This window comes from Blautia sp. AF34-10 (assembly GCF_003477865.1).
In the GTDB taxonomy this organism is placed as follows: Bacteria; Bacillota; Clostridia; order Lachnospirales; family Lachnospiraceae; genus Fusicatenibacter; species Fusicatenibacter saccharivorans.
In genome coordinates this window covers 1-20273 of record NZ_QUED01000031.1, presented here as the reverse complement: position 1 = coordinate 20273, position 20273 = coordinate 1, and the positions used below count along the sequence as shown (strand labels likewise).

The window sequence follows — 20273 nt, the reverse complement described above, 5'->3', positions numbered from 1 at the left end:
GACTGAAAAACTGTGCGGGCAGGGTCTTTTGGTTAAACAAGCGTTCCCATATAGTAGAAGCCGCGGCATTCGTCCAGGGAAACGTTCTGCAGCGTTCCGATCATCGAAGCATCTCCCGGGAAATGAACCAGCGTATTGTTGCTCATACGGCCGGTGACAAGAGAAGCGTCCTGCTCATTGATACTTTCCACCAGAACTTCCTGTACGGTATGAAGATGTCTTGCGGTTACCTCGCGGGAAATTTCCTGAACCTCGGCAAGAAGACGGTCAAAACGGTCTTTTACAACATCCGCCGGGATCTGGTCTTCCATGGCAGCTGCCGGTGTTCCGGTTCTTCTGGAATACTGGAAGGTAAACGCGCTGTCGTAACGAACGCGGCGGACCACATCCAGTGTTTCCAGAAAATCTTCTTCGGTCTCACCAGGGAAACCAACGATAATATCTGTTGTCAGAGAAATATCCGGCACTTTTGCGCGGATTCGGTCTACCAGGTCGAGATACTGCTCTTTGGTATAACGGCGGTTCATCAGTTTTAAGATACGGCTGCTTCCGGACTGGAGCGGAAGATGAAGATGGAGGCAGACCTTCTCGCAGTCGCGCATTGCATCGATCAGTTCTTCCGAGAGATCCTTTGGATGTGAGGTCATGAAACGGATGCGTTTCAGCCCTTCAATCTGATTTGCCTTGCGCAGAAGCTGTGCAAACGTCATCGGCTCCTCGAGATTCTTTCCGTAGGATTGACATTCTGACCAAGCAGCATGATTTCAACAACGCCGTCTGCAACGAGGCGTTTGATCTCTGCGATGATTTCCTCCGGCTTCCGGCTGCGTTCGCGGCCGCGCACATACGGTACGATACAGTAGCTGCAGAAGTTATTGCAGCCGAACATAATATTAACACCCGACTTGAACGGATATTTGCGGTCAACCGGGAGATTTTCCACGATTTTGTCGGTATCTTTCCAGATATCAATCACCATGCGGTCCTCTGTCATGCACCGGACAAGATACTCGGCAAAGCGGTAGATATTATGCGTTCCAAAAATCAGGTTGACGAAATGGTAGCTTTTTTTGAGTTTTTCGACAACAAGCGGCTCCTGCATCATGCATCCGCAGAGGGAAATAATCATGCCCGGATTTTTCTTTTTGTACTTGCCAAGCTGTCCAAGACGACCGTAGACACGCAGATTTGCGTTTTCACGGACGGTACAGGTGTTGTAAACAACAAAATCGGCATCTTCGGTCTCCACAATGTGGTAGCCGACGGTTTCCAGAATTCCCTCCAGTTTTTCGGAATCGCGGGCGTTCATCTGGCAGCCGAAGGTTGTGATGCAGGCAGTCAGATACTCTTTTCCGTTTTGTTTTGCACGCTCCGGTACGAGCTGCTGTTTTAAAAGTGCCATAAAGTAATACTGACGCTGCGGTTCTGTCTCCGGCGCCGGAACAGTAATGTCAACATTTGCAAGATCAATACCGGAAACCTCGGCATCCGGAACGTTTCTGAGATCTATCTTCATAAATGAAACCCTTTCTTTTTCAATATAAAATGCTAAGTACAGTAATAATGAGACGGTATAAAATGCCGTGAAAAAAGACCCGTACAGCCGGATCTTCTTTTTATTTTAGCGTATCTGATACAAAATAGCAAGAAAAACAAGATTGAAAACAGTAAAAATCAGGATATATTTTTTGCGGCAGGAAGCGTCTGCGGCCGTAATCTGGCGATAGGAGATCAGGCTTGCCATAGATGCAATTAAAGTCCCGAGGCCGCCGAGGTTGGTTCCTACAATCAGTTCCGGGATTTCTTTTGTATATCCGGAAAGCAGCATGGCGGCAGGAACATTGCTGATGATCTGGCTTGTGAGGACGGAAAGAAGCCGTTCGTGTCCGGTAATCATCTGTTCCAGATAAATACGAAGCGCTGCCATTTGTTTCATGTTTCCAATAAAAAGAAAGAAAAACACAAAAGTGAACAAAAGAGAGTAGTCTGCTCTGCGGTAAAGGCTGCGGTTCACCAGGCAGATCCCGGCAATCGTGATCAGAAGCAGAATACTATGCGGGAGAAGTTTGGCAACCGTAAGAATACAGCAGAAAAAAAGAGCTGCAAAAACTGCGATTTGCCGCGGATGAGTAATCGCTTTTTTCCCCAGGGAAACGGAAATTTTTTTTCCGGAGAAAAACAGAAAAATGCAGATCAGAAAAAGAACTGCAGCACCCAGAGTATAAGGCAGCATCATAAGCAGAAACTGCAAAAGGGAAAGTCCGGAAAGCGAATACAGATAAAGATTCTGCGGATTGCCGATAGGAGTAAACATACTGCCAAGGTTTGCAGCCATGGTCATAAAGGTGACAAGAAGTATTTTTTTCTGCTCCATATGGCACATTCGCAGAAGCAGAATGCCAAACGGAACAAAGGTAATCAGAGCGACATCATTGGTAATCAGCATGCTGCAGAAAAAGCACAGGGAAATCAGAAGCAGAGCAACCATCCGTTCTGAGTTTACATGCCGGAGAAGACTGGTGCCAAGCCAGTCAAATACGCCACATTCCCGCAGGCCCGCGACAATCAGCATCAGACAGAACAGCAGGATCAGAGTATGAAAATCCAGATAGCCAAGATACTGTGGACCGGGAGGACAGAAAAAGCAGGAAAGCACTGCAAGAAAAAAAGAGACGGTAAGCACTGCATCTTTTTGAAAAAAGGAAATCAGTTTTTTTATCATAAAAATCATCCTTTCATGAATAAGCAGGACTGATGTTGGAAGATCGAGATGAAAAATCAGGCTGCATATTTCGGATACCGCAGATTATTATATAAAAGATATGGAAAAGATGCAAGAAAAAGGTCCAAAACCGAAAAAAATGCGGTTTTTCAAAAAATCGACAAATTTTTCCAGCCAATTCTTGACAATCAACAAAAATCGCGTTAAAATTGCTTCTGTCGTGTAAAAGCAAATTCTGAGAAAAGAAAAAGTAAATGCAGACAAATCGTTTTCAGAGAGCTGCCGGAAAGGTGCGAGACAGCAACGAATCTGGATTGAAAATCATCTTGGAGAAGGAAAGCCCAACGAATCGGCCGTGTATCGTACTATGTGCCGGAATTCCAGTAGGTTTTCACGGGAGTTTCCCGTTACAGAAACCGCGTATGCTTGTGCGTTGTATTCGTGCTTGTTTCAAAGAAGAGACAAGGGTGGTTGCGGGAAAAGAACAGTTCCGTCCCTCGTTGAGGGGCGGATTTTTTTGTTTGTCAGCTGCAAATTCACCCCGGTAATACAGCCTGGCAAAGAATAGATCCTGCTGGAACATTGTATCCGACAGCGGGAAAAGGGAGGAAACATATGAAAGTGTACAAAAAAATCATGAATGGACTGGCATTTGTTGAGAAACTGGTTCTCGTGCTGTCCACGATCCTGATTGTTGTGCTTACGGTGGGAAACGTTCTTTCCCGTAAGGTACTGCATCAGTCCTGGTCATTTACCGAGGAACTCGTTGTTGCGGTATTTGTCCTGATTACACTTCTCGCTGCAGCGCTCGCTGCCCGTGACGGAGAGCTGGTCAATCTTTCTTTACTGCCGGACCGTCTTTCTGCGAAGGCGAGAAGAATCCTGCTGGTTGTCAACACAGCATTTAGTGTTGCCTTTACCGTAGTTCTGTTTAAATACGGCATGGACAAGGTACTGACCCAGCTTGCCAACGGAAAGAGAACGTTCGTTTTAAACTGGCCGGAATGGATTTTCTGGTCTTTCGTACCGATCGGCGCAGCCTGCATGACGCTGCACATGATCGAATATCTGATTGATACATTCGTAAAAGCAAAAGAGGAGGGACAGAAAAAATGATCAGTGCAATTCTTTTTCTTTCATTCTTTGTTTTTCTGATCCTTGGTATCCCGATTGGCATCTGCCTTGGTCTGTCTTCGATCTGCGCGATCCTGTACTCCGGTACATCCCTGACCATCGTAGCAACCAATATGTATTCCGGTATCAGTAAATTTTTGCTCCTTGCCATTCCGTTCTTTGTATTGTCCGGAAACATTATGGCAAAAGCGGGCATTTCCAAACGACTGATTCGTTTCGTCGACACCTGCGTCGGCCATAAAAAAGGCGGTATCGCCATCGTATGCGTTATCGTAGCCTGCTTCTTTGGTGCGATTTCCGGTTCCGGTCCGGCAACCGTAGCAGCACTTGGTATGGTTCTGATCCCTGCCATGATTGAGCGAGGCGGATTTTCTGCTCCGTTTTCCACGGCCCTGATGGCGACGTCAAGTTCGATTGCGATCGTCATACCGCCGAGTATTGCATTCGTTGTTTATGCATCCATCACAGGCGTATCCATTGCCGATATGTTCACAGCAGGTATCGTTCCTGGTATTCTGATGGGTGTGGCCCTTGTCATCGTTGTTCTTCTGGAGGCAAAGAAACACAACATTCAGCCGACCCAGAAAAAAGCAACAGCCAAAGAAAGATGGGATGCCTTTAAAGATGCTTTCTGGGGATTCTTAATGCCGGTCATCATCCTTGGCGGTATCTATGGAAGTATTTTCACCCCGACCGAGGCAGCTGCCGTTTCCGTTGTATACGGTCTGTTTGTCGGAATCTTTATTTATAAAGAGATCAAACTGAAAGACCTGTGGGATCTGATGGTAGATTCTGCCAAAACAACTGGTGGAATTATGCTGATCGTCGCAAGTGCTTCTCTGTTCTCCTTTGTCTGCACAAAGTTTGGTATTGCGCAGGCAGCGTCGGATCTTCTTGGAAGCGTTGCTCATAACCAGTTTGTATTCCTTCTGATTGTCAATATCATTTTCCTGATTGCAGGATGCTTTATCGATGCAAACTCTGCCATGTATATTTTCATCCCGATTATGCTTCCGGTCTGCAAAGCCCTTGGCTATGACCTGGTAGCATTCGGTATCGTGGCAACGGTCAACCTGGCCATTGGACAGGTAACTCCGCCAGTCGGTGTCAACCTGTTTGTCGCCATTTCCGTAAAACTGAAAAAAGGAATGGAAGTTACCATTCAGCAGATTTCCAAAGCCGTTATGCCAATGATCGCAGCATCGGTAGCAGTTCTGCTTCTGATTACGTATGTTCCGCAGATTTCCACGTTCCTTCCAAAAGCACTGGCAAAAGACGGAGCTTATACCGGAACGGTAGCTGCAGCAACGAATTCCGATACTTCCAGTGGCGATGGTTCGGATGGCAGCACAGCAGGAAATTCCTCCGGCAATGAGGATTACAATGATATCGCTGATTACAGTGACCTTGGATGGGAAGAGCAGACCTGGAACTTTACCTGCTCCACCACCGAGAACAGTACCTGGGCAGAAGGCGGACGCAAGTTCGGCGAGCTCATGGAAAAAGCAACCGGCGGCAAGATCAAAGTCAATGTATACGCCGCAGACCAGCTGACCAACGGAAACCAGTCTGAGGGAATCCAGGCACTGATGAACGGAGACCCGGTACAGATTTCGATGCACAGCAACCTGATTTACTCTGCGTTTGACCCGAGATTTAACGTCGTATCTCTTCCGTTCCTGTTTGATTCGGTAGAAGATGCGGATGCCAAACTGGACGGCGAGGCAGGCAAAAAATTAAAAGCAATCCTCGATGAGTACGGCCTGCACTGCATGGGAATCGCCGAGAACGGTTTCCGCCAGCTGACCAACAGCAAGCAGGAAGTAAAAACCGTCGATGATATGAAAAACCTGAAAATCCGTGTAGCAGGAAGTAACCTGCTGATGGAGTGCTACAAACGCTGGGGCGCCGATGCGACCAACATGAACTGGTCCGAGACCTACACCGCCCTGCAGCAGAAAACCGTAGAAGGCCAGGAGAATCCGCTGCCGGCTATCGACGCAGCCAGCGTACAGGAAGTACAGCCGTACTGCTCGATGTGGAATGCGATTTATGACTGCCTGTTCTTCTGCATTAACGGAGATATCTATAACAATCTGACTCCAGAACAGCAGAAAGTTGTCGATGAGGCCGGACAGAAAGCCGTCGATTACGAACGTGCGATCAACCGTGCCGGTGACGATGAGATCATGAACCGCTGGCAGAACGAGAACGGTGTCAAGATCACAAAATACGAAGATATGGACATCGATTCCTTTAAACAGGCGGTAGATGGCGTGGATGAGTGGTATCAGAAGGAACTGGAAAGCGCAGGTTATGACGATGCCAAAGATCTGATTGAAGCCTTTACAAAGAAAGATACATCTTCTGCAAGCACCTACGATGTAGAAGACAGAAGCGATCTCGACTGGCCGGAGCAGACCTGGAACTTCACCTGCTCCACGACAGAAACCAGTACCTGGGCAGAAGGCGGCCGGAAGTTCGGTGAGCTGATTGAAAAAGCAACCGGCGGCAAGATCAAAGTCAACGTATATGCCGCAGACCAGCTGACCAACGGAAACCAGTCCGAGGGTATCCAGGCACTGATCGATGGAGATCCGGTACAGATTTCAATGCACAGCAACCTGATTTACTCTGCCTTTGACCCGAGATTTAACGTCGTATCCCTTCCGTTCCTGTTTGATTCCGTAGAAGATGCGGATGCAAAACTGGACGGCGAGGCAGGCGAAAAATTGAAAGAGATCCTTGATGAGTACGGCCTGCACTGCATGGGAATCGCCGAGAATGGTTTCCGTCAGCTGACCAACAGCAAGCAGGAAGTAAAAACCGTCGATGACATGAAAAACCTGAAAATCCGTGTGGCAGGAAGCAACCTGCTGATGGAATGCTACAAACGCTGGGGTGCCGATGCCACCAACATGAACTGGTCCGAGACCTACACGGCCCTGCAGCAGAAAACCGTAGAAGGCCAGGAAAATCCACTTCCTGCTATCGATGCAGCCAGCGTACAGGAAGTACAGCCGTACTGCTCGATGTGGAATGCAATTTATGATTGTCTGTTCTTCTGTATTAACGGAGACATTTATGACAGTATGACACCGGAGCAGCAGGAAGTGATCGATGAGTGCGGTCGTCTGGCAACACAGTACGAGCGTGAGATTAACCGCGCCGGTGATGATGAAATCATGAACCGCTGGCAGAATGAAAATGGTGTTACCATTACCAATTATGAGGATATGGACATCGATTCGTTCAAACAGGCAGTAGACGGCGTGGACGAGTGGTATCAGAAAGAACTGGAAGGACAGGGATATGATGATGCCAAAGAGCTGATTGAGACGTTTACAAAATAATGATAAAAATCCATCCATGACCTGGAGGTCTCCGGTGAGACTGTTTCTGGGCGTGGATGGATTTTTTTCTTTGAGTTTTCCAGAAAAACAGGTATACTGGAGGGTATCAGAAAACGGGAGAGTTGGAGCAATGAAACAGAAAAAAGAACGGGAAAAAGAAATCAGCCAATGGCCATGGATTTCCATGCTGCCGTTTGGAATTCTGGCAGGATACTGGGGCAATAAGGAAGTGCGGATCACGGCAATTTCGGAATATGGCTTTCAGACCCGTCTTGCGACACCGGCCACGGCAGAGCAGAAAAACGCACCGTGGGAACTGGCATTTTACGATCAGAAAACGGCATCCTACCAGCGGATTCTTCTTCGTGATGCGACTTTTCTGCAGGAAAAAGAGGAAGATTTTGATGTTGTTTATACCTTCGCCACGGAACAAGAAGATTATCAAAATGCGGTACAGCACCTTGCCCTGCAATACAGCCAGTATATCCGCTGGAAAATGGAGGACGATGATGCCGCGCTTGCAGAAGAGATGACAGGATATCCTGCGGAGCAGGACGCGTTTCATCTGGAAAGTCTGGAAGAGCAGAAAAAAGTATGGTTTTCCGGAATTACGAAGGAAACCTTTGTGGCATTGCAGAATAGTGCTGCCGGATCCGGGCAGCCGATTGAGCTGGCGCTCGAACTGGACCGGCCGGAATGGTATAAGGCGTATCTTTCGATGGAAAGTGCGGTGTTTTTTGATGCTTATTTTCGGAGAAACCAGATTGCAGATCCGCCGGTTTTTCACCCGGATCGGCTCTATATAGGAAATGCTTTCTGCCCGCATCTGGCACCGAAAGAAGAGGAACTGTTTGTAATGATGGACAAAGCCTGCCGGGAGTCATTTTCAATTACGCTTACTTTTCCATTTTTGCTGGAAGAAAATCTGACGGAAACGCAAGCACGTCTGCAGCATCTTGCCAGATGGTGTGAACAAAAGAACAAAACCATTGAGATTGTCGTAAATGACTGGGGAACGGCCCATCTGGCAGCTCAGCTTCCGGTGTTTTCTCTCTGCCTTGGCGTGCTGCTCAACAAGCGAAAAAAAGATCCACGGATGGCCTATAAGCTGGGGAACCGGACGCTGTTTGAACAAAATAGCGTTCATGCGGCGTTTTACCAGGAATATTTAAAAGAAGAATTTCGGATGGAACGGTATGAATGGGAGAGCTGCGGCGATACCAGTACAAGGAAGTTTCCAGAAGGGAAAAACAGTATGCATCTTCCATTTTATCAGACCAATACCTCACAGTACTGTCCACTGTATGCAGCATGTACTAAAGGAAGCCGCGGCGCGCAGACGCCGGTGCGGAAGTGCCATAGATTCTGTGAAGAACAGGCGTTTTTGTATCCGGAGCATTTGCGGATGATGGGGAGGTATAATTCGTTGTTTGGGATTGATTTGTCGATCTTGCAGGAGCCGGAGGCGATGGGGAAAATGTATGGGCTGCGCGGGATAGACCGGATTGTAGTGAATTTGCTATAGTGACTTCTTAAGAAGGATGTTCGCAGTTCATATTTTCAACTTGATAGAGCTGCCAATTCGTGATAAGTTGAAAAACAACTGGAAGGGTGCAGACTTCTCTGAAATATTTTTGAGGAGGTGTATGCACATGGGAAAACCGGATATTGTTACCAAAGCATACATGCGAAAGAGTAACATTTTTGCAGATGCGTTCAATTATCTTATCTACAATGGAAGAAAAGTTATTAATCCAGAAAAACTGACAGAAGTTGATTCAACAGAGATTGCCATATCGTTTGGCGCAAAGAAAGAGAGAAAAGAGGCAAAAGAGATAACCGAAATGACAGAAGATCCGGTTCAGAAATATCGGGATATATTGAAAACAGCTGCGGTTATGCAGGAATCGGAAACGTATTATCTGCTTCTTGGAATCGAAAATCAGACAGACATTCATTATGCAATGCCGGTTCGAAACATGATATACGATGCTTTACAGTATGGCAAACAGGTTACAGACACTGCGGCAAGCATCATATCTTTCCGAAACATTATCTTGAAAAGATCGGGTACGATAATGACCGTGACAGAAACCAGATTGCAAACTTTACATACTTGGACTATACAACAAACATTGATATTTCCGATGAAGCTCCGGCGGAGTATGTCAGCCGGTACCGAGAGAAATTAGGAGAAGAAGGATACCGGCTTGCCTGTGCTCAGAATGCATTACCTGAGAATTTTGAGCAGTTACCGTATCCTGAATTCCTGAAGCAGAGAAGATTATTGATGGCGCAGATCGTCAAAAAGGCATATAATGAACTTGACAAGTAAGTATCTATAAAATGTCTGAAGAAGTGTTTTCGGTTTAAAAAAAGAGAAAACAGTTTTGCACAGCACATGCTTTACATTTTCTATCAAGGAGATCATCACAATATGGAAAACCAAACAATCGCTTATTACAACCAAAACGCAGCTTCTTTCATACAAGGCACTGTTTCTGTAGATTTCCAGACGATGCAGGATAAATTTTTAAACGCTTTGCCGGGAAAGAGAGTGCTGGATTTCGGGTGTGGTTCCGGAAGAGACACGAAGTATTTTCTGGGAAACGGTCTTGCTGTTACGGCGCTGGACGGTTCAGAAGAACTGTGCAAATACGCCAGTGCCTATACCGGTATTCCGGTAAAAAACATGATATTTCAGGATTTGGATGAGATGAATCAATATGACGGCATCTGGGCGTGTTCATCGATTCTGCATTTACCGAAAAAAGAATTAAAAATGGTATTCCATAAGATGGTAACAGCGTTGGACACTAATGGGATTATTTATACCTCCTTTAAATATGGAACGTTTGAAGGCGAAAGAAACGGCCGTTTTTTTACGGATTTCACACCGGATACTTTTTCTGATTTTATCAAGGATGTGGAGCAGATCCGAATAGAAGAAGAGTGGATTACGGATGATGTAAGACCGGGAAAGGAGAAGGAAAAGTGGCTGAATCTGATATTGAAAAAGACAGGTTTCTAGCAGAACACGCAGATTTTAGATTTCGGGAACAAGTGTGTTATCCGAATGGCGGAATTTCCCGGTTTTATGATAATGGGATAGATATGGTTGTTATTGATGATGGTATCTGCTCTCATGAGCCAAAAGAGCCGGTTTTTCCCTATATGCTGATTACGGAGAAGCAGAATGATTATATGCATCGCTTTCAAAGGGTGTTTCGTTTTCTGGGATATGCGCGGGAAAATCTGGATTCATATCTTGCCAAAGATGGAATTGTCCTGGAAGGCGGTTATATACGAAACACAGGAGATCGGAGCGAGCAGGCCGATGCTTCTCCGCTGGAAATTCATTTCGAAGAGAATTTTTCAAGTGTTTATGGAATGAATGCGCTGAGATATCTGACGCGGGAATATGGAATCTGTGATGAAAATGGAAGGAATTATTTTCTCGATTATTTTGTCAGAACAAAGGATCAGAAATATGCGATCGAAGAAAACGGCCTTGATTACCATCATCCGCAAATTATTGGAGAGGAAAAATATCGCAATCAGCTCAAGAAACAAAATACGTGTGCCCTGTGGGGGATCAAATTATTTCGCTTTTCCAAAGAGGATTGCGAATTTGCCAGTCGGATTGAGGATGATATCAAACAGTATTTTGGAAAAGATTCTTCGAATTTTGTGGATGACGGAATCAAAGTTGAAAGAAAAGTTGAGCTGTATGAACATCAGACTGTCAGCCTGCAGGAGATACAAAAGCGCAGAGATGCGGGTATCAAGGCATTTTTGATTGTGCTGCCTACAGCAGCGGGAAAATCGAAAATTGTGGAAGAAGATTTACGGACATTCGCGGAAGGAAAACAAAAGTTTCGTGGACTGATTCTGGTTCCGGGAGTCAATCTTTTGCTGGACTGGGAAGAAAGAATAAAGGCTTCGCTGCCAGAGTTAAAAGATAAGATTGATATTCGAACGTATGCCTTCGCGGCCAGACATTATACGGACACTACACCAGACTATTACAATTATCTTGTCGTGGATGAAGCACATCATGCGGTTGCGCCAGTGCTGAAAAGAGTTGTGCAATACTATCGGACAGAATTTACGATAGGCCTGACGGCGACGGATCAGCGGCCGGATAAAAGAAAGCTGGAAACGGTGTTTGGATCGTATACGACTTCGTTATCCTTAAAAGAAGCGATGGAAAAGGGAGTGGTCGCGAAAGCGAATGTTTACCGGATTGAAACGAATCTTGATCTTTCCAGTGTAAGGTTTAATGGGCGGGATTATGTCAATGCGGATCTGGAGAAAAGAATCCGGGTCACTTCAAGAAATGAGCTGATTGTCCAGGTACTTTCAGAGTATTTTACGTCTGGCGAAGCGGGCACGAGACAGGGTGTTGTTTTTTGTGTCAATGTTGCGCATGCGAACGAAATGGCAAAGCTCCTTAATAAGGCAAATATTTCGGCGGCCAGCTACACAAGACAGACGAAAAATCAAAGTTCTGTTATGAAAGCGTTTAAAGAAAAGGAAATCCGTTTCCTGTGTGCCTGCAATATGATTTCAGAGGGATGGGATTATCCGGAACTCGGCATTCTGGTGATGGCAAGGCCTACGCTTTCCAAGGTTCTTTATCTGCAGCAGGTCGGAAGGGGACTGCGGAAAACGGACACCAAGAAAAATGTGATTGTGATTGACGTAGTCGATGAGTACGGCGCCATGATCAAGCCCTGCAGTATGCATTCTGTTTTTGCCAATCCTTATTATGTTCCGTTTGGCGATATCACAAAAATGGATTATAAACCGGGAGATCTGGTGGTGATTGATGGAATGGAAGAGCGGATTGAGCGGATTACAGAGGTGGATATCCATTCTTTTGAAGAAAAATACGGCGATTATCTGAGCCAGGAGCAGGTTGCCAGGGAATATTTTGTGAATACGGGAACCATCACAAGCTGGATCAGAGCCGGAAAATTAACGCCAGAAGTGCAGTACAAATTCGGAAGTAAAACATTATATTTATTCAGTCCGGATGAAGTGGAAAAATATCGGAAGCAGCTTGGAATTAAGGAACACAACGATGCGACCATCAAAGAAGATTTTTTTGCGTTCCTGGAAGAAAGAGATTATTCACTTTCTTATAAAATGCCATTTCTGCTGGCTTTTATCCGTCATGTGGATTCTATTGGAGATGCAAAAATAGAGGAGATTCTGGAGGATTATATTGCTTTTTACCAGGACAGAATAACCCGGGGACTTCCCGTAGACCGGAGTACATGTCCGTATAATGAAACGATGCTGCAGGATAAGAAATCAATGCAGAGAAGTATGCTGACCAATCCGTTTGAGAAATTTGAGAGAAAACGGTTCTTGTATTATTCGAAGGATCTGAGTGTAATCTCGATGAATCATGCGCTGTACAGCCAGATGGAAGCAGGGGACTGGGAGCGGGTGAGAAGGCAGATGGAGGAAGATCTGGCGGAGTATTATGCGAAAATGGAAGGAGCTGTGCTGGTGAAGAGATAGCAGAAAGAATTTCTTCCCCAGAGATTTGATTTGGAAAGGTGCGTGTAAATATAGCAGGATACAAGAGATTACCGGTGGAATTTGAAGATTTTCAGGAAGTTTGAAAATCTGGATTTTACTATGTGGATAAAGCAAAGCTGATTGAACAGCTTTTTGAAAGTAAACGGTAAATTCCGAGTACCTTTTTATCCCACTACATTTATGCCATAATCATACTGACTAAATTAACATAGTCCAAAAAGTTCAGTACTCAACTTTTTAGACTGACTATAATTAAGGGAGGGATGGTATAGCTACGCAAACCAGTCTTATAGCGCAGCAGGTCAGGATCCGGCAGTGGGCAGAACAAATTCGTGCCTGTCAGAACCGTCCGGAGGTCATGGATGTTGACACCTGGTGCGTACAGAACAATCTCACAAAATCTAATTCTCTGAGATTTCAAGAGACGATGTGTTAGATGCGTATGAGGATATGGAAGAGGATGCCGGATTATTAATCCCACATCCACAGAACGAACCGGTCATAGGTGTGATAGATACACAGTTCAATGAAAAAGTGTATTTTCACGAGTGGGTTGAATATAAAAATCTATTGGACCCTAATATTCCTCTGTCCAGGAAAGATTATGAACACGGAACAGCTGTCAGCTATATTATCGTAGATGGCCCACAGGGAAACCCGGAGCTTGCGGATGGCTGCGGCAGATTTCGCGTAAGACATTTTGGAGTGGCAACAAATAACGGATTTAGTTCTTTTACTGTTCTGAAAATGATCCGAAATATTGTTGCGTCCAATCGAGATATTAAAGTCTGGAATTTATCGCTGGGATCAAAACTTGAAATCAAACCAAATTTTATTTCGCTGGAGGCTGCAGAGCTGGATCGTATTCAAAGTGAATATGACGTTATTTTTGTGGTAGCAGGTACAAATATTCCGGCAGGAGTTACCAAAAAGAATATGAGAATTGGATCTCCGGCAGATTCCCTGAATTCTATGGTGGTTAATGCTGTGGATTTTGCAGGAAACTCTGCTTCTTATACCAGGATTGGACCTGTTCTGTCGTTTTTTCATAAACCGGATGTCAGTTATTATGGTGGTGATGGAACGGTCTATACAGATAAAATGGTGGTATGCAAAGACGATATGGGAGCAGCATACGTAGCGGGAACTTCATTTGCAGCGCCATGGATTTCACGTAAACTGGCATATTTGATTCATATTATGGGATTAAGCCGGGAAGTGGCGAAAGCATTGCTGATTGATGCAGCTGCCGGATGGAATCGAAGAGATGATATTTCACATAGAATCGGATATGGTGTTGTGCCAAAGCATATTAATGAGGTTTTAAAAACACCGGATGATGAAATACGTTTCATTATGACAGGGGCATCGGAGGAATATGAAACTTATACTTATAATCTGCCAGTGCCTGTTGTAGATCATGCGCACCCGTTTTATGCAAGAGCTACCCTAGCATATTTTCCACAGTGCGATCGCAAACAGGGTGTTGACTATACGAGTACAGAAATGGATATTCAGTTTGGCAGAGTTGTTGCCAAAAGAGGGTCAACCATGATTAAAGCAATTGATGACAATCGACAGTCTGAAGAGAAACAGATTACTTTGTACGAAGAAGATGCAAGAAAAATGTATCGCAAATGGGATAATGTGAAACATATCAGTGAAAAAATAAAAGAAAAAAGGGTTCCCCGAAAGGCTTATGATTCTGGGTTATGGGGACTTAAGATTAATACGAAAGAATGCTTGCAGAAAAGAAAAGATTCTCTTCCGTTTGGTGTGGTTGTAACGTTAAAAGAGATGAATGGAGTAAATCGTATAGACGATTTTGTGAAGATGTGTCTTGCAAGAGGTTGGCTGGTTCAGAGACTTGATATTGAAAATCAGCTGGATTTGTATGCTAAGGCGGAGGAAGAGATTGAATTTGAATGAGGCGCAAGCGAAAGGATTTAACTTATGAAAATCACATCAGGCCTCGGCTCCATTGATGACTATCCCCGTTACGTCCGCGCCGGTGCAGACGAGCTGTTCTGCGGTTACGTTCCATTTTCCTGGTCAGAAAAATACGGAACGGTTCTGCCGCTGAATCGGAGAGAGGTTTTAAACTATAACGTACAAATTGGATCGTTCAGTGAACTGGAAATTCTGGCCAATATGGTGCAGAAATACCAGAAGCCAGTGCATCTGGCGTTCAATTCGCTGTATTACCGGCCGGAACAGTATGAAGAAATTGCACAGATCATCCAACAGTGCCGCAGCATAGGGTTTGACAGTTATATTCTTGCGGATCCCGCGCTGCTTGTGTACCTGCGAAAAGAAAAGATCGACTGTGAGGTGCATCTGAGCGGGGATTTGGGAACAGTGAATTCTGCGATGACAGAGGTTTTTGCGAAAGAATACCCGAAGAGGATCATTTTCCAGCGCAAAAATACGATCTCGGAAATGCGTGCAGTGATTCGGCATATAACTGCGCAGAAAGAAGCCGCTCGAAAAGAATGGACTTATCCAACGGAGTTCGAGGCATTTGCTTTGAATGAACTGTGCCAGTTCAGTGGTGCTTTCTGCAATTCCCTGCACTGCGATGAAATGGGATATCTTTGCCGGGTTCCTTACTGGAAGAAACCGATGTCGCTTTCAGAATCTAAATTAGAAAAACAAGAAAAAAATCGTCCGGGAGAAAATATTTCTATATCCGAATGGGATTCTGCATCAGAACTGATGAATCCTGTATCGGAAGATGGTTACCTCTGCGGCGCAACCGGCTGCGGCCTGTGTACATTAAAACAGCTTTCCGATGCTGGAATCACTCATCTGAAGCTGGTAGGCCGGGGAAATTATACCGATTTTATGGAGCGTGATATCCGAAATCTGCGCCGCACGCTGGAGATTCTGGAGGATTCTTCTACGGAAGAAGAATATATCCGAGCGATGAAAGCAGAGCTCTTTCCAAATGGATGCAGTCACATGTGCTATGCCAGATAAAATATGTCAATTCTTTCTGAATCTAAAGAGATAGTGGAGAACGTAATGAGAAATGTTTTCCCAGCACGCTTTAATAATTGACATAATGATGAATCGTCTTCTGCGTGATTATTTATAATAATTACGAAATGCGACGAAAATCAACCAGACGCTGCTGAAACGGATCGTGGCCGTAGCTTCGATTGCGATCGCGTGCAGCAAACTCTTTTTCTGATTGAAAAACTAGAGTGTGTTTGAAAAACCATTTCCGCAGCCTGCACGCCCCACTTTGCGGTATATTTTGCCCTCATTCAGTCGCCGTAGCCCGCTACGCCTCCTTCATTCAGACAAAATCTCCCACAAATTGGAACATGCAGACTACGAAAAGCCTTTTTCAAACACACTCTAGCGCTTTGCACACAAACTTTAGTTAGAAGCGTATCCCAATTGTTCTTATTGACTAAATATTTCCTCAGGGAATACAATATAGAAAAAGTAAAAAGGAGGGATACCATGCAGGCACTTTCAAAGAAAAAAACCGGTGATATCTGTACCATCAAATGGATGTTTGGAATCCCTGATGTTCTGGATTTCCTCCGAAGCCGTAAAATCAAAGAAGGCAGCACCGTACAGGTCATCCAGAGAATAAACGGTGGATTGATCCTTGGCATGGATGGAAAACGGATTGCAATGTGTGATGCAGCTGCAGACCGGATTCAGGTATGAAAGGAAGAAAAATCAAAATGAGCGGAACCTTGGAAGAGGAGCCGCTCATTTTGATTTTCCAAATACCCACAAAAGAAATTTCGTAGATAAGTGTGCAGACTGCGGAAATGATTTTTAATAAATACGCGCCAGGAAGTTTTCAAGCTTTTCTTTACATAGAACCGTTGCGAAACAGCCGCCAGATAGAGTAAAATAGAGCAGATCTTAAGAAAAAGGAAGTTGGAATTTTATGACATTATTAGAACAGATACAAAAAGAACATGCCGCTGCTTTTACGCACGGCGGAAAATTTCATGCGGATGATGTGTTCTCTGCGGCACTGCTTCTGCATTTTAATCCGCAGCTTACTATCCAGCGCGGAAATCGTGTGCCGGAGGATTTTGCCGGGATTGTTTTTGATATTGGAAGAGGAGAATACGACCATCACCAGAAAGACAGCCGGATCCGGGAAAACCAGGTTCCGTACGCGGCGTTTGGCCTTTTATGGGAGGCACTTGGCACAGAAATTTTGAGTCCGGAGATGGCTGCGCAGTTTGACGAGAAGTTTGTACAGCCGCTCGATCTCAATGATAATACAGGAGAAAAGAATGAACTCGCCAGTATGATCGGCATGTTCAATCCGGTATGGGATGATAACAGCGGAAGCGATGCTGCTTTCCTGGAGGCGGTGGCAGTGGCCGGACGGATTTTGGAACATAAATGGGAGCGTTTTCGTGCGGATGAGCGGGCGGAGCAGCAGTTTGCAGATCTTCTTGCCGAACACAGGAAGCGGATCGCAGCGGAGAAAAAGGCAGGAACAATGGATGAAAAGATTCTGATTCTGTCGGAATTTTTTCCATGTCAGAAACAGCTTTCCGCGACTGAAATTGCATTTCTGATATTCCCATCGAACCGCGGCGGTTACTGCGTGCAGCCGGTTCGAAAAGAAAATTCATTCAATTACAAGTATGATTTTCCGGAAACATGGCTTGGCCTGGAAAAAGAAGCACTGCAGGAAGCGACGGGGCTTTCCGGTGTGTCTTTCTGCCACAAAGGAGGATTTCTTCTCACCGCAGAAACGCTTGACGATGCCGTCGCTGCCTGTCGCATCAGCCTTGCGGGAGTGCCAAAAGCACCGGTTCTGATCCACATCGGTACCGATGCGATTGATGCGGATGACGCGCTTTTGCGGCAGATGCCGGGCATGGAGCATGCAGTTATTCTTCATAAACCGCTGCTGGAGGCCCCGGAACTGAACATCTGTGGCAGTTATGCCATGTCATCACTTGAAAAAGCAGAATGGAAGATACGCCTGCGGGAATACCTGTCGGACTTGTTAAAAGAAAAGCCGGAGGCTGTCTGTGTCAGCGGTGATCTCTTTGCGGCCTATCCGGTCATGCACCAGCTCCGCAAGAAACATATTCCGGTTCTGACGGTATCAGAGCAGAATGGAAAACGGCTTCTGATCCGCATTCCGTCCGGTTCCTGAGAATTTACAGAGAATCTCTCTCAATTTCACGCGTTAAACAGAAAAATTCCTCAATATGTGATTTGTTTCTTTGCATCTGATGTTGTCTGTGATACAATATAGAAAATACGTGAAATTTTTTGCACAATGAAAACGAATGATATCATTTTTGGTTTATCTTCAAAAAAAGAGGCCAGACTTTACAGGAACGATACATTTTTGTGATTTCATCCGAACGGCCTCAAAAGCAGAAAATGGCAGGCAGAAATCGACAAACAGCAGAGAGGAGAGCAAAACATATATGATTTCAAAGAAAAAATTTGGCACAACGGTAACAGCGTTCGGCGTGGCAGCTGGAATGCTTCTCGGTTCGGCTGCACCGGCGCATGCAGAGGAGACAGCGAAAACGGTGCAGGAAACGCAGAAAGATCAGGCGGATGCACCGGCCACGCAAAGTGAAACGGAAAACGGAAACACAGAAGAAGCCGTTGTTCCGGCTGTAGAAACACAGGAAACCGAGACACCAGCAGAAGAACCGTCCGTACCATCTCAGGATGAAAATGCCGCTTCCACAGAGGAGCCAGAAGTACCGGAAACGCCAGAACCGACAGAGGATCCGACTCCAACGGAGACACCGGAAGACCCGAATCCAGGCGAGATGCCGGAGCCATCTCCAAGTGAAACCCCGGAACCAACTCCAGGCGAAACTCCAGAACCGTCGGTAACGCCATCCCCAAGTGAAACGCCGACTCCAGTCCCGTCCGAAACCCCGGAACCAACAGAAACACCGGTGCCAACCGAGACGCCTGCACCAGCCCCGACAGAAACACCGAAAAATGATGAGACACAGGCGGATGACTGGATTCAGACGATTGATTACGGAAAATATATCAGCTCCATGAAAAAAGATCTCCGCGCAGGTTTCGCACAGGTCGACAAAGCGTACGCCTACGCAAAGGTCGATACCAGATTAAACGTCCGCGAAAGCGGTTCCACCAGCGCACGGATCGTGGGAACACTTCCGGCAAAGGCACTCTGTTTTGTGATCGCCGATGCGGATCAGGAGTGGGTTTATATTGAATCGGGCGACGTCCGCGGTTTTGTCCGTACGGATTATCTGCAGCAGGGAAAAGAGGCGCTGGAATATGTAACCGGCACCAGAGAGGATCAGATGAAACTGGCGGATCAGGTGATCGATCCGTCTGAAAATGAAGCCTTTCCCTATAAAAAAGAAACGGTTTATGAAGTAAAAACCTCAACCGGAAACGGTATTATCACATTTGCAAAACAGTTCGTTGGCAGACCATACGTCTGGGGTGGAAACTCCCTGACGGACGGTATTGACTGCTCTCATTTTGTATGGCAGATTCTGACCCGTTGCGGTGCGTACGACGGTGAATATACGATCTCCGGCGGATGGCGCAGCCTTGGAACGGAGGTTGCAAGCCTGGATGAGGCACGCGCAGGCGATGTTATTTGCTATAATGGCCATGTGGCGCTGTATGACGGAGAAGGAAAAATTGTAGAAGCGCTGAACGAAAACGCCGGTATCACCTGCGACCGCCCGGTGGACTGTGACACGATTCTGACGATCCGTCGTTTTGCAGCCGACGATGAAATCGGTGGAACGAACGCAGAAAAGATCTGGAATTACTTCCTGATGCACGGATTTACAAAAGAAGGAGCCGCCGGTATTATGGGAAATATTGCAAACGAGGCATCCACAGACCTCAATCCGACACTGCTTGAGTATGGCTCTACCAGCCGCACAAGCCTGAGCGGGGAGCAGTACACGAACCTTGTTGATGCCGGAATCATTTCCCGTGACGAAGTGATCAGAAGTTCCCGTTTTGGCCTTTACAGTGGCGGAAGATATGGATATGGTCTCTGTGGTTTTACAGATCCAACGATCAAAGAGTATCTGTGCCGATATACCATTGATCTTGGAAAGAGCCTTGGAAGCCTGTCCGGCCAGCTCGACAGTCTGATGGCCTACCTTTCCGACTACAATCCGAATCTGCTGGACAGACTGAAAAATGCCGAAGATGTTGACACCGCAGCAACTGCCTTTATGCGTGAATACGAAAAATGCGCAGACCAGAGCACACAGCAGAAACTGCGTACAACAGCAGCAGAACAGATCTACAATGTTATGGAATCGTATGATTCGCCGGTAGATGTAGAATAAACGAACAGATGATGAAAACGTGTTAAAGAAAGCCCTCCACAGCAGAAAGATTCTGTGTGGAGGACTTTCTTACAGTAAAATAATTGAAAACGGCGCGTCGCATTCTCGTTACTTTAGCCTGCAAATAAAAAGTCAATACTAAAATTGAAGAAAGTTAAAAAACTTTACAGGTTAAAAATTAGGCATTAAAAT

Annotated in this window: 11 protein-coding genes, 4 pseudogenes and 1 other annotated feature; of the genes and pseudogenes, 12 read left to right on the top strand and 3 right to left on the bottom strand. The window is 45.7% G+C overall.

The genetic code is table 11. The features are described from left to right. Nucleotides 1-32: 32 nt before the first annotated feature. Together miaB and DWZ60_RS14980 are read right to left on the bottom strand one after the other, a co-directional pair. A pseudogene (gene miaB / locus DWZ60_RS20975) lies at nt 33-1516 on the bottom strand (tRNA (N6-isopentenyl adenosine(37)-C2)-methylthiotransferase MiaB). Between the two features lie 105 nt (nt 1517-1621). Beyond that, entirely contained in the window at nt 1622-2722 is a 1101-nt protein-coding gene (locus tag DWZ60_RS14980) for an SLC13 family permease (protein WP_055266017.1), read from the bottom strand. A gap of 228 nt (nt 2723-2950) precedes the next feature. Beyond that, nucleotides 2951-3223 (top strand) — a binding site (T-box leader). A 114-nt stretch (nt 3224-3337) separates the two neighbouring features. Here DWZ60_RS14980 and DWZ60_RS14975 point away from each other — a divergent pair. The 8 genes and pseudogenes from DWZ60_RS14975 to DWZ60_RS14935 all read left to right on the top strand — a co-directional run bounded on the left by DWZ60_RS14975 (nt 3338) and on the right by DWZ60_RS14935 (nt 15741). Next, complete coding sequence (locus DWZ60_RS14975; protein ID WP_055228267.1) at nt 3338-3838, top strand: TRAP transporter small permease; 501 nt, start codon at nt 3338-3340, stop codon at nt 3836-3838. Beyond that, nucleotides 3835-7209, top strand: coding sequence for a TRAP transporter large permease subunit (locus tag DWZ60_RS14970; protein WP_118666790.1), 3375 nt, complete (start codon nt 3835-3837; stop codon nt 7207-7209). Before DWZ60_RS14975 ends, DWZ60_RS14970 begins: the two co-directional genes overlap by 4 nt. A 130-nt stretch (nt 7210-7339) precedes the next feature. Next, a complete protein-coding gene (locus DWZ60_RS14965) occupies nt 7340-8734 on the top strand; it encodes a hypothetical protein (protein ID WP_147397760.1) in 1395 nt (464 codons plus the stop codon). Between the two features lie 127 nt (nt 8735-8861). Further along, nucleotides 8862-9239, top strand: a pseudogene (locus tag DWZ60_RS17350) (transposase); the annotation flags it as partial. Between the two features lie 407 nt (nt 9240-9646). Beyond that, nucleotides 9647-10240 (top strand): class I SAM-dependent methyltransferase, encoded by a 594-nt coding sequence (locus DWZ60_RS14955; protein WP_118666792.1) that lies wholly within the window; start codon nt 9647-9649, stop codon nt 10238-10240. Between the two features lie 83 nt (nt 10241-10323). Beyond that, nucleotides 10324-12741 carry a DEAD/DEAH box helicase gene (locus DWZ60_RS14950; protein WP_147397759.1) on the top strand — a complete coding sequence of 806 codons (2418 nt, stop codon included), beginning with the start codon at nt 10324-10326 and terminating at the stop codon, nt 12739-12741. Between the two features lie 450 nt (nt 12742-13191). Then, nucleotides 13192-14691, top strand: coding sequence for a S8 family peptidase (locus DWZ60_RS14940; protein WP_243038359.1), 1500 nt, complete (start codon nt 13192-13194; stop codon nt 14689-14691). A 24-nt stretch (nt 14692-14715) separates the two neighbouring features. Then, entirely contained in the window at nt 14716-15741 is a 1026-nt protein-coding gene (locus tag DWZ60_RS14935; RefSeq protein ID WP_117802297.1) for a U32 family peptidase, read from the top strand. A gap of 140 nt (nt 15742-15881) precedes the next feature. Here the strand turns inward: DWZ60_RS14935 and DWZ60_RS20970 are convergent. Continuing rightward, a pseudogene (locus DWZ60_RS20970) lies at nt 15882-16067 on the bottom strand (DUF6783 domain-containing protein). Here DWZ60_RS20970 and DWZ60_RS20965 point away from each other — a divergent pair. From DWZ60_RS20965 to DWZ60_RS14915, 4 genes and pseudogenes are all read left to right on the top strand, one after another. Further along, nucleotides 16035-16154 (top strand): annotated as a pseudogene (locus DWZ60_RS20965) (DUF6783 domain-containing protein); the annotation flags it as partial. The pseudogenes DWZ60_RS20970 and DWZ60_RS20965 sit on opposite strands and share 33 nt — an antisense overlap. 79 nt (nt 16155-16233) lie before the next feature. After that, nucleotides 16234-16446 (top strand): ferrous iron transport protein A, encoded by a 213-nt coding sequence (locus DWZ60_RS14925; protein ID WP_022461118.1) that lies wholly within the window; start codon nt 16234-16236, stop codon nt 16444-16446. Nucleotides 16447-16675: 229 nt separating this feature from the next. Further along, nucleotides 16676-17914 carry an MYG1 family protein gene (locus DWZ60_RS14920; RefSeq protein ID WP_119198112.1) on the top strand — a complete coding sequence of 413 codons (1239 nt, stop codon included), beginning with the start codon at nt 16676-16678 and terminating at the stop codon, nt 17912-17914. Between the two features lie 280 nt (nt 17915-18194). Next, nucleotides 18195-20081 carry a phage tail tip lysozyme gene (locus DWZ60_RS14915; RefSeq protein ID WP_119221975.1) on the top strand — a complete coding sequence of 629 codons (1887 nt, stop codon included), beginning with the start codon at nt 18195-18197 and terminating at the stop codon, nt 20079-20081. The last annotated feature ends 192 nt before the right edge of the window (nt 20082-20273 follow it).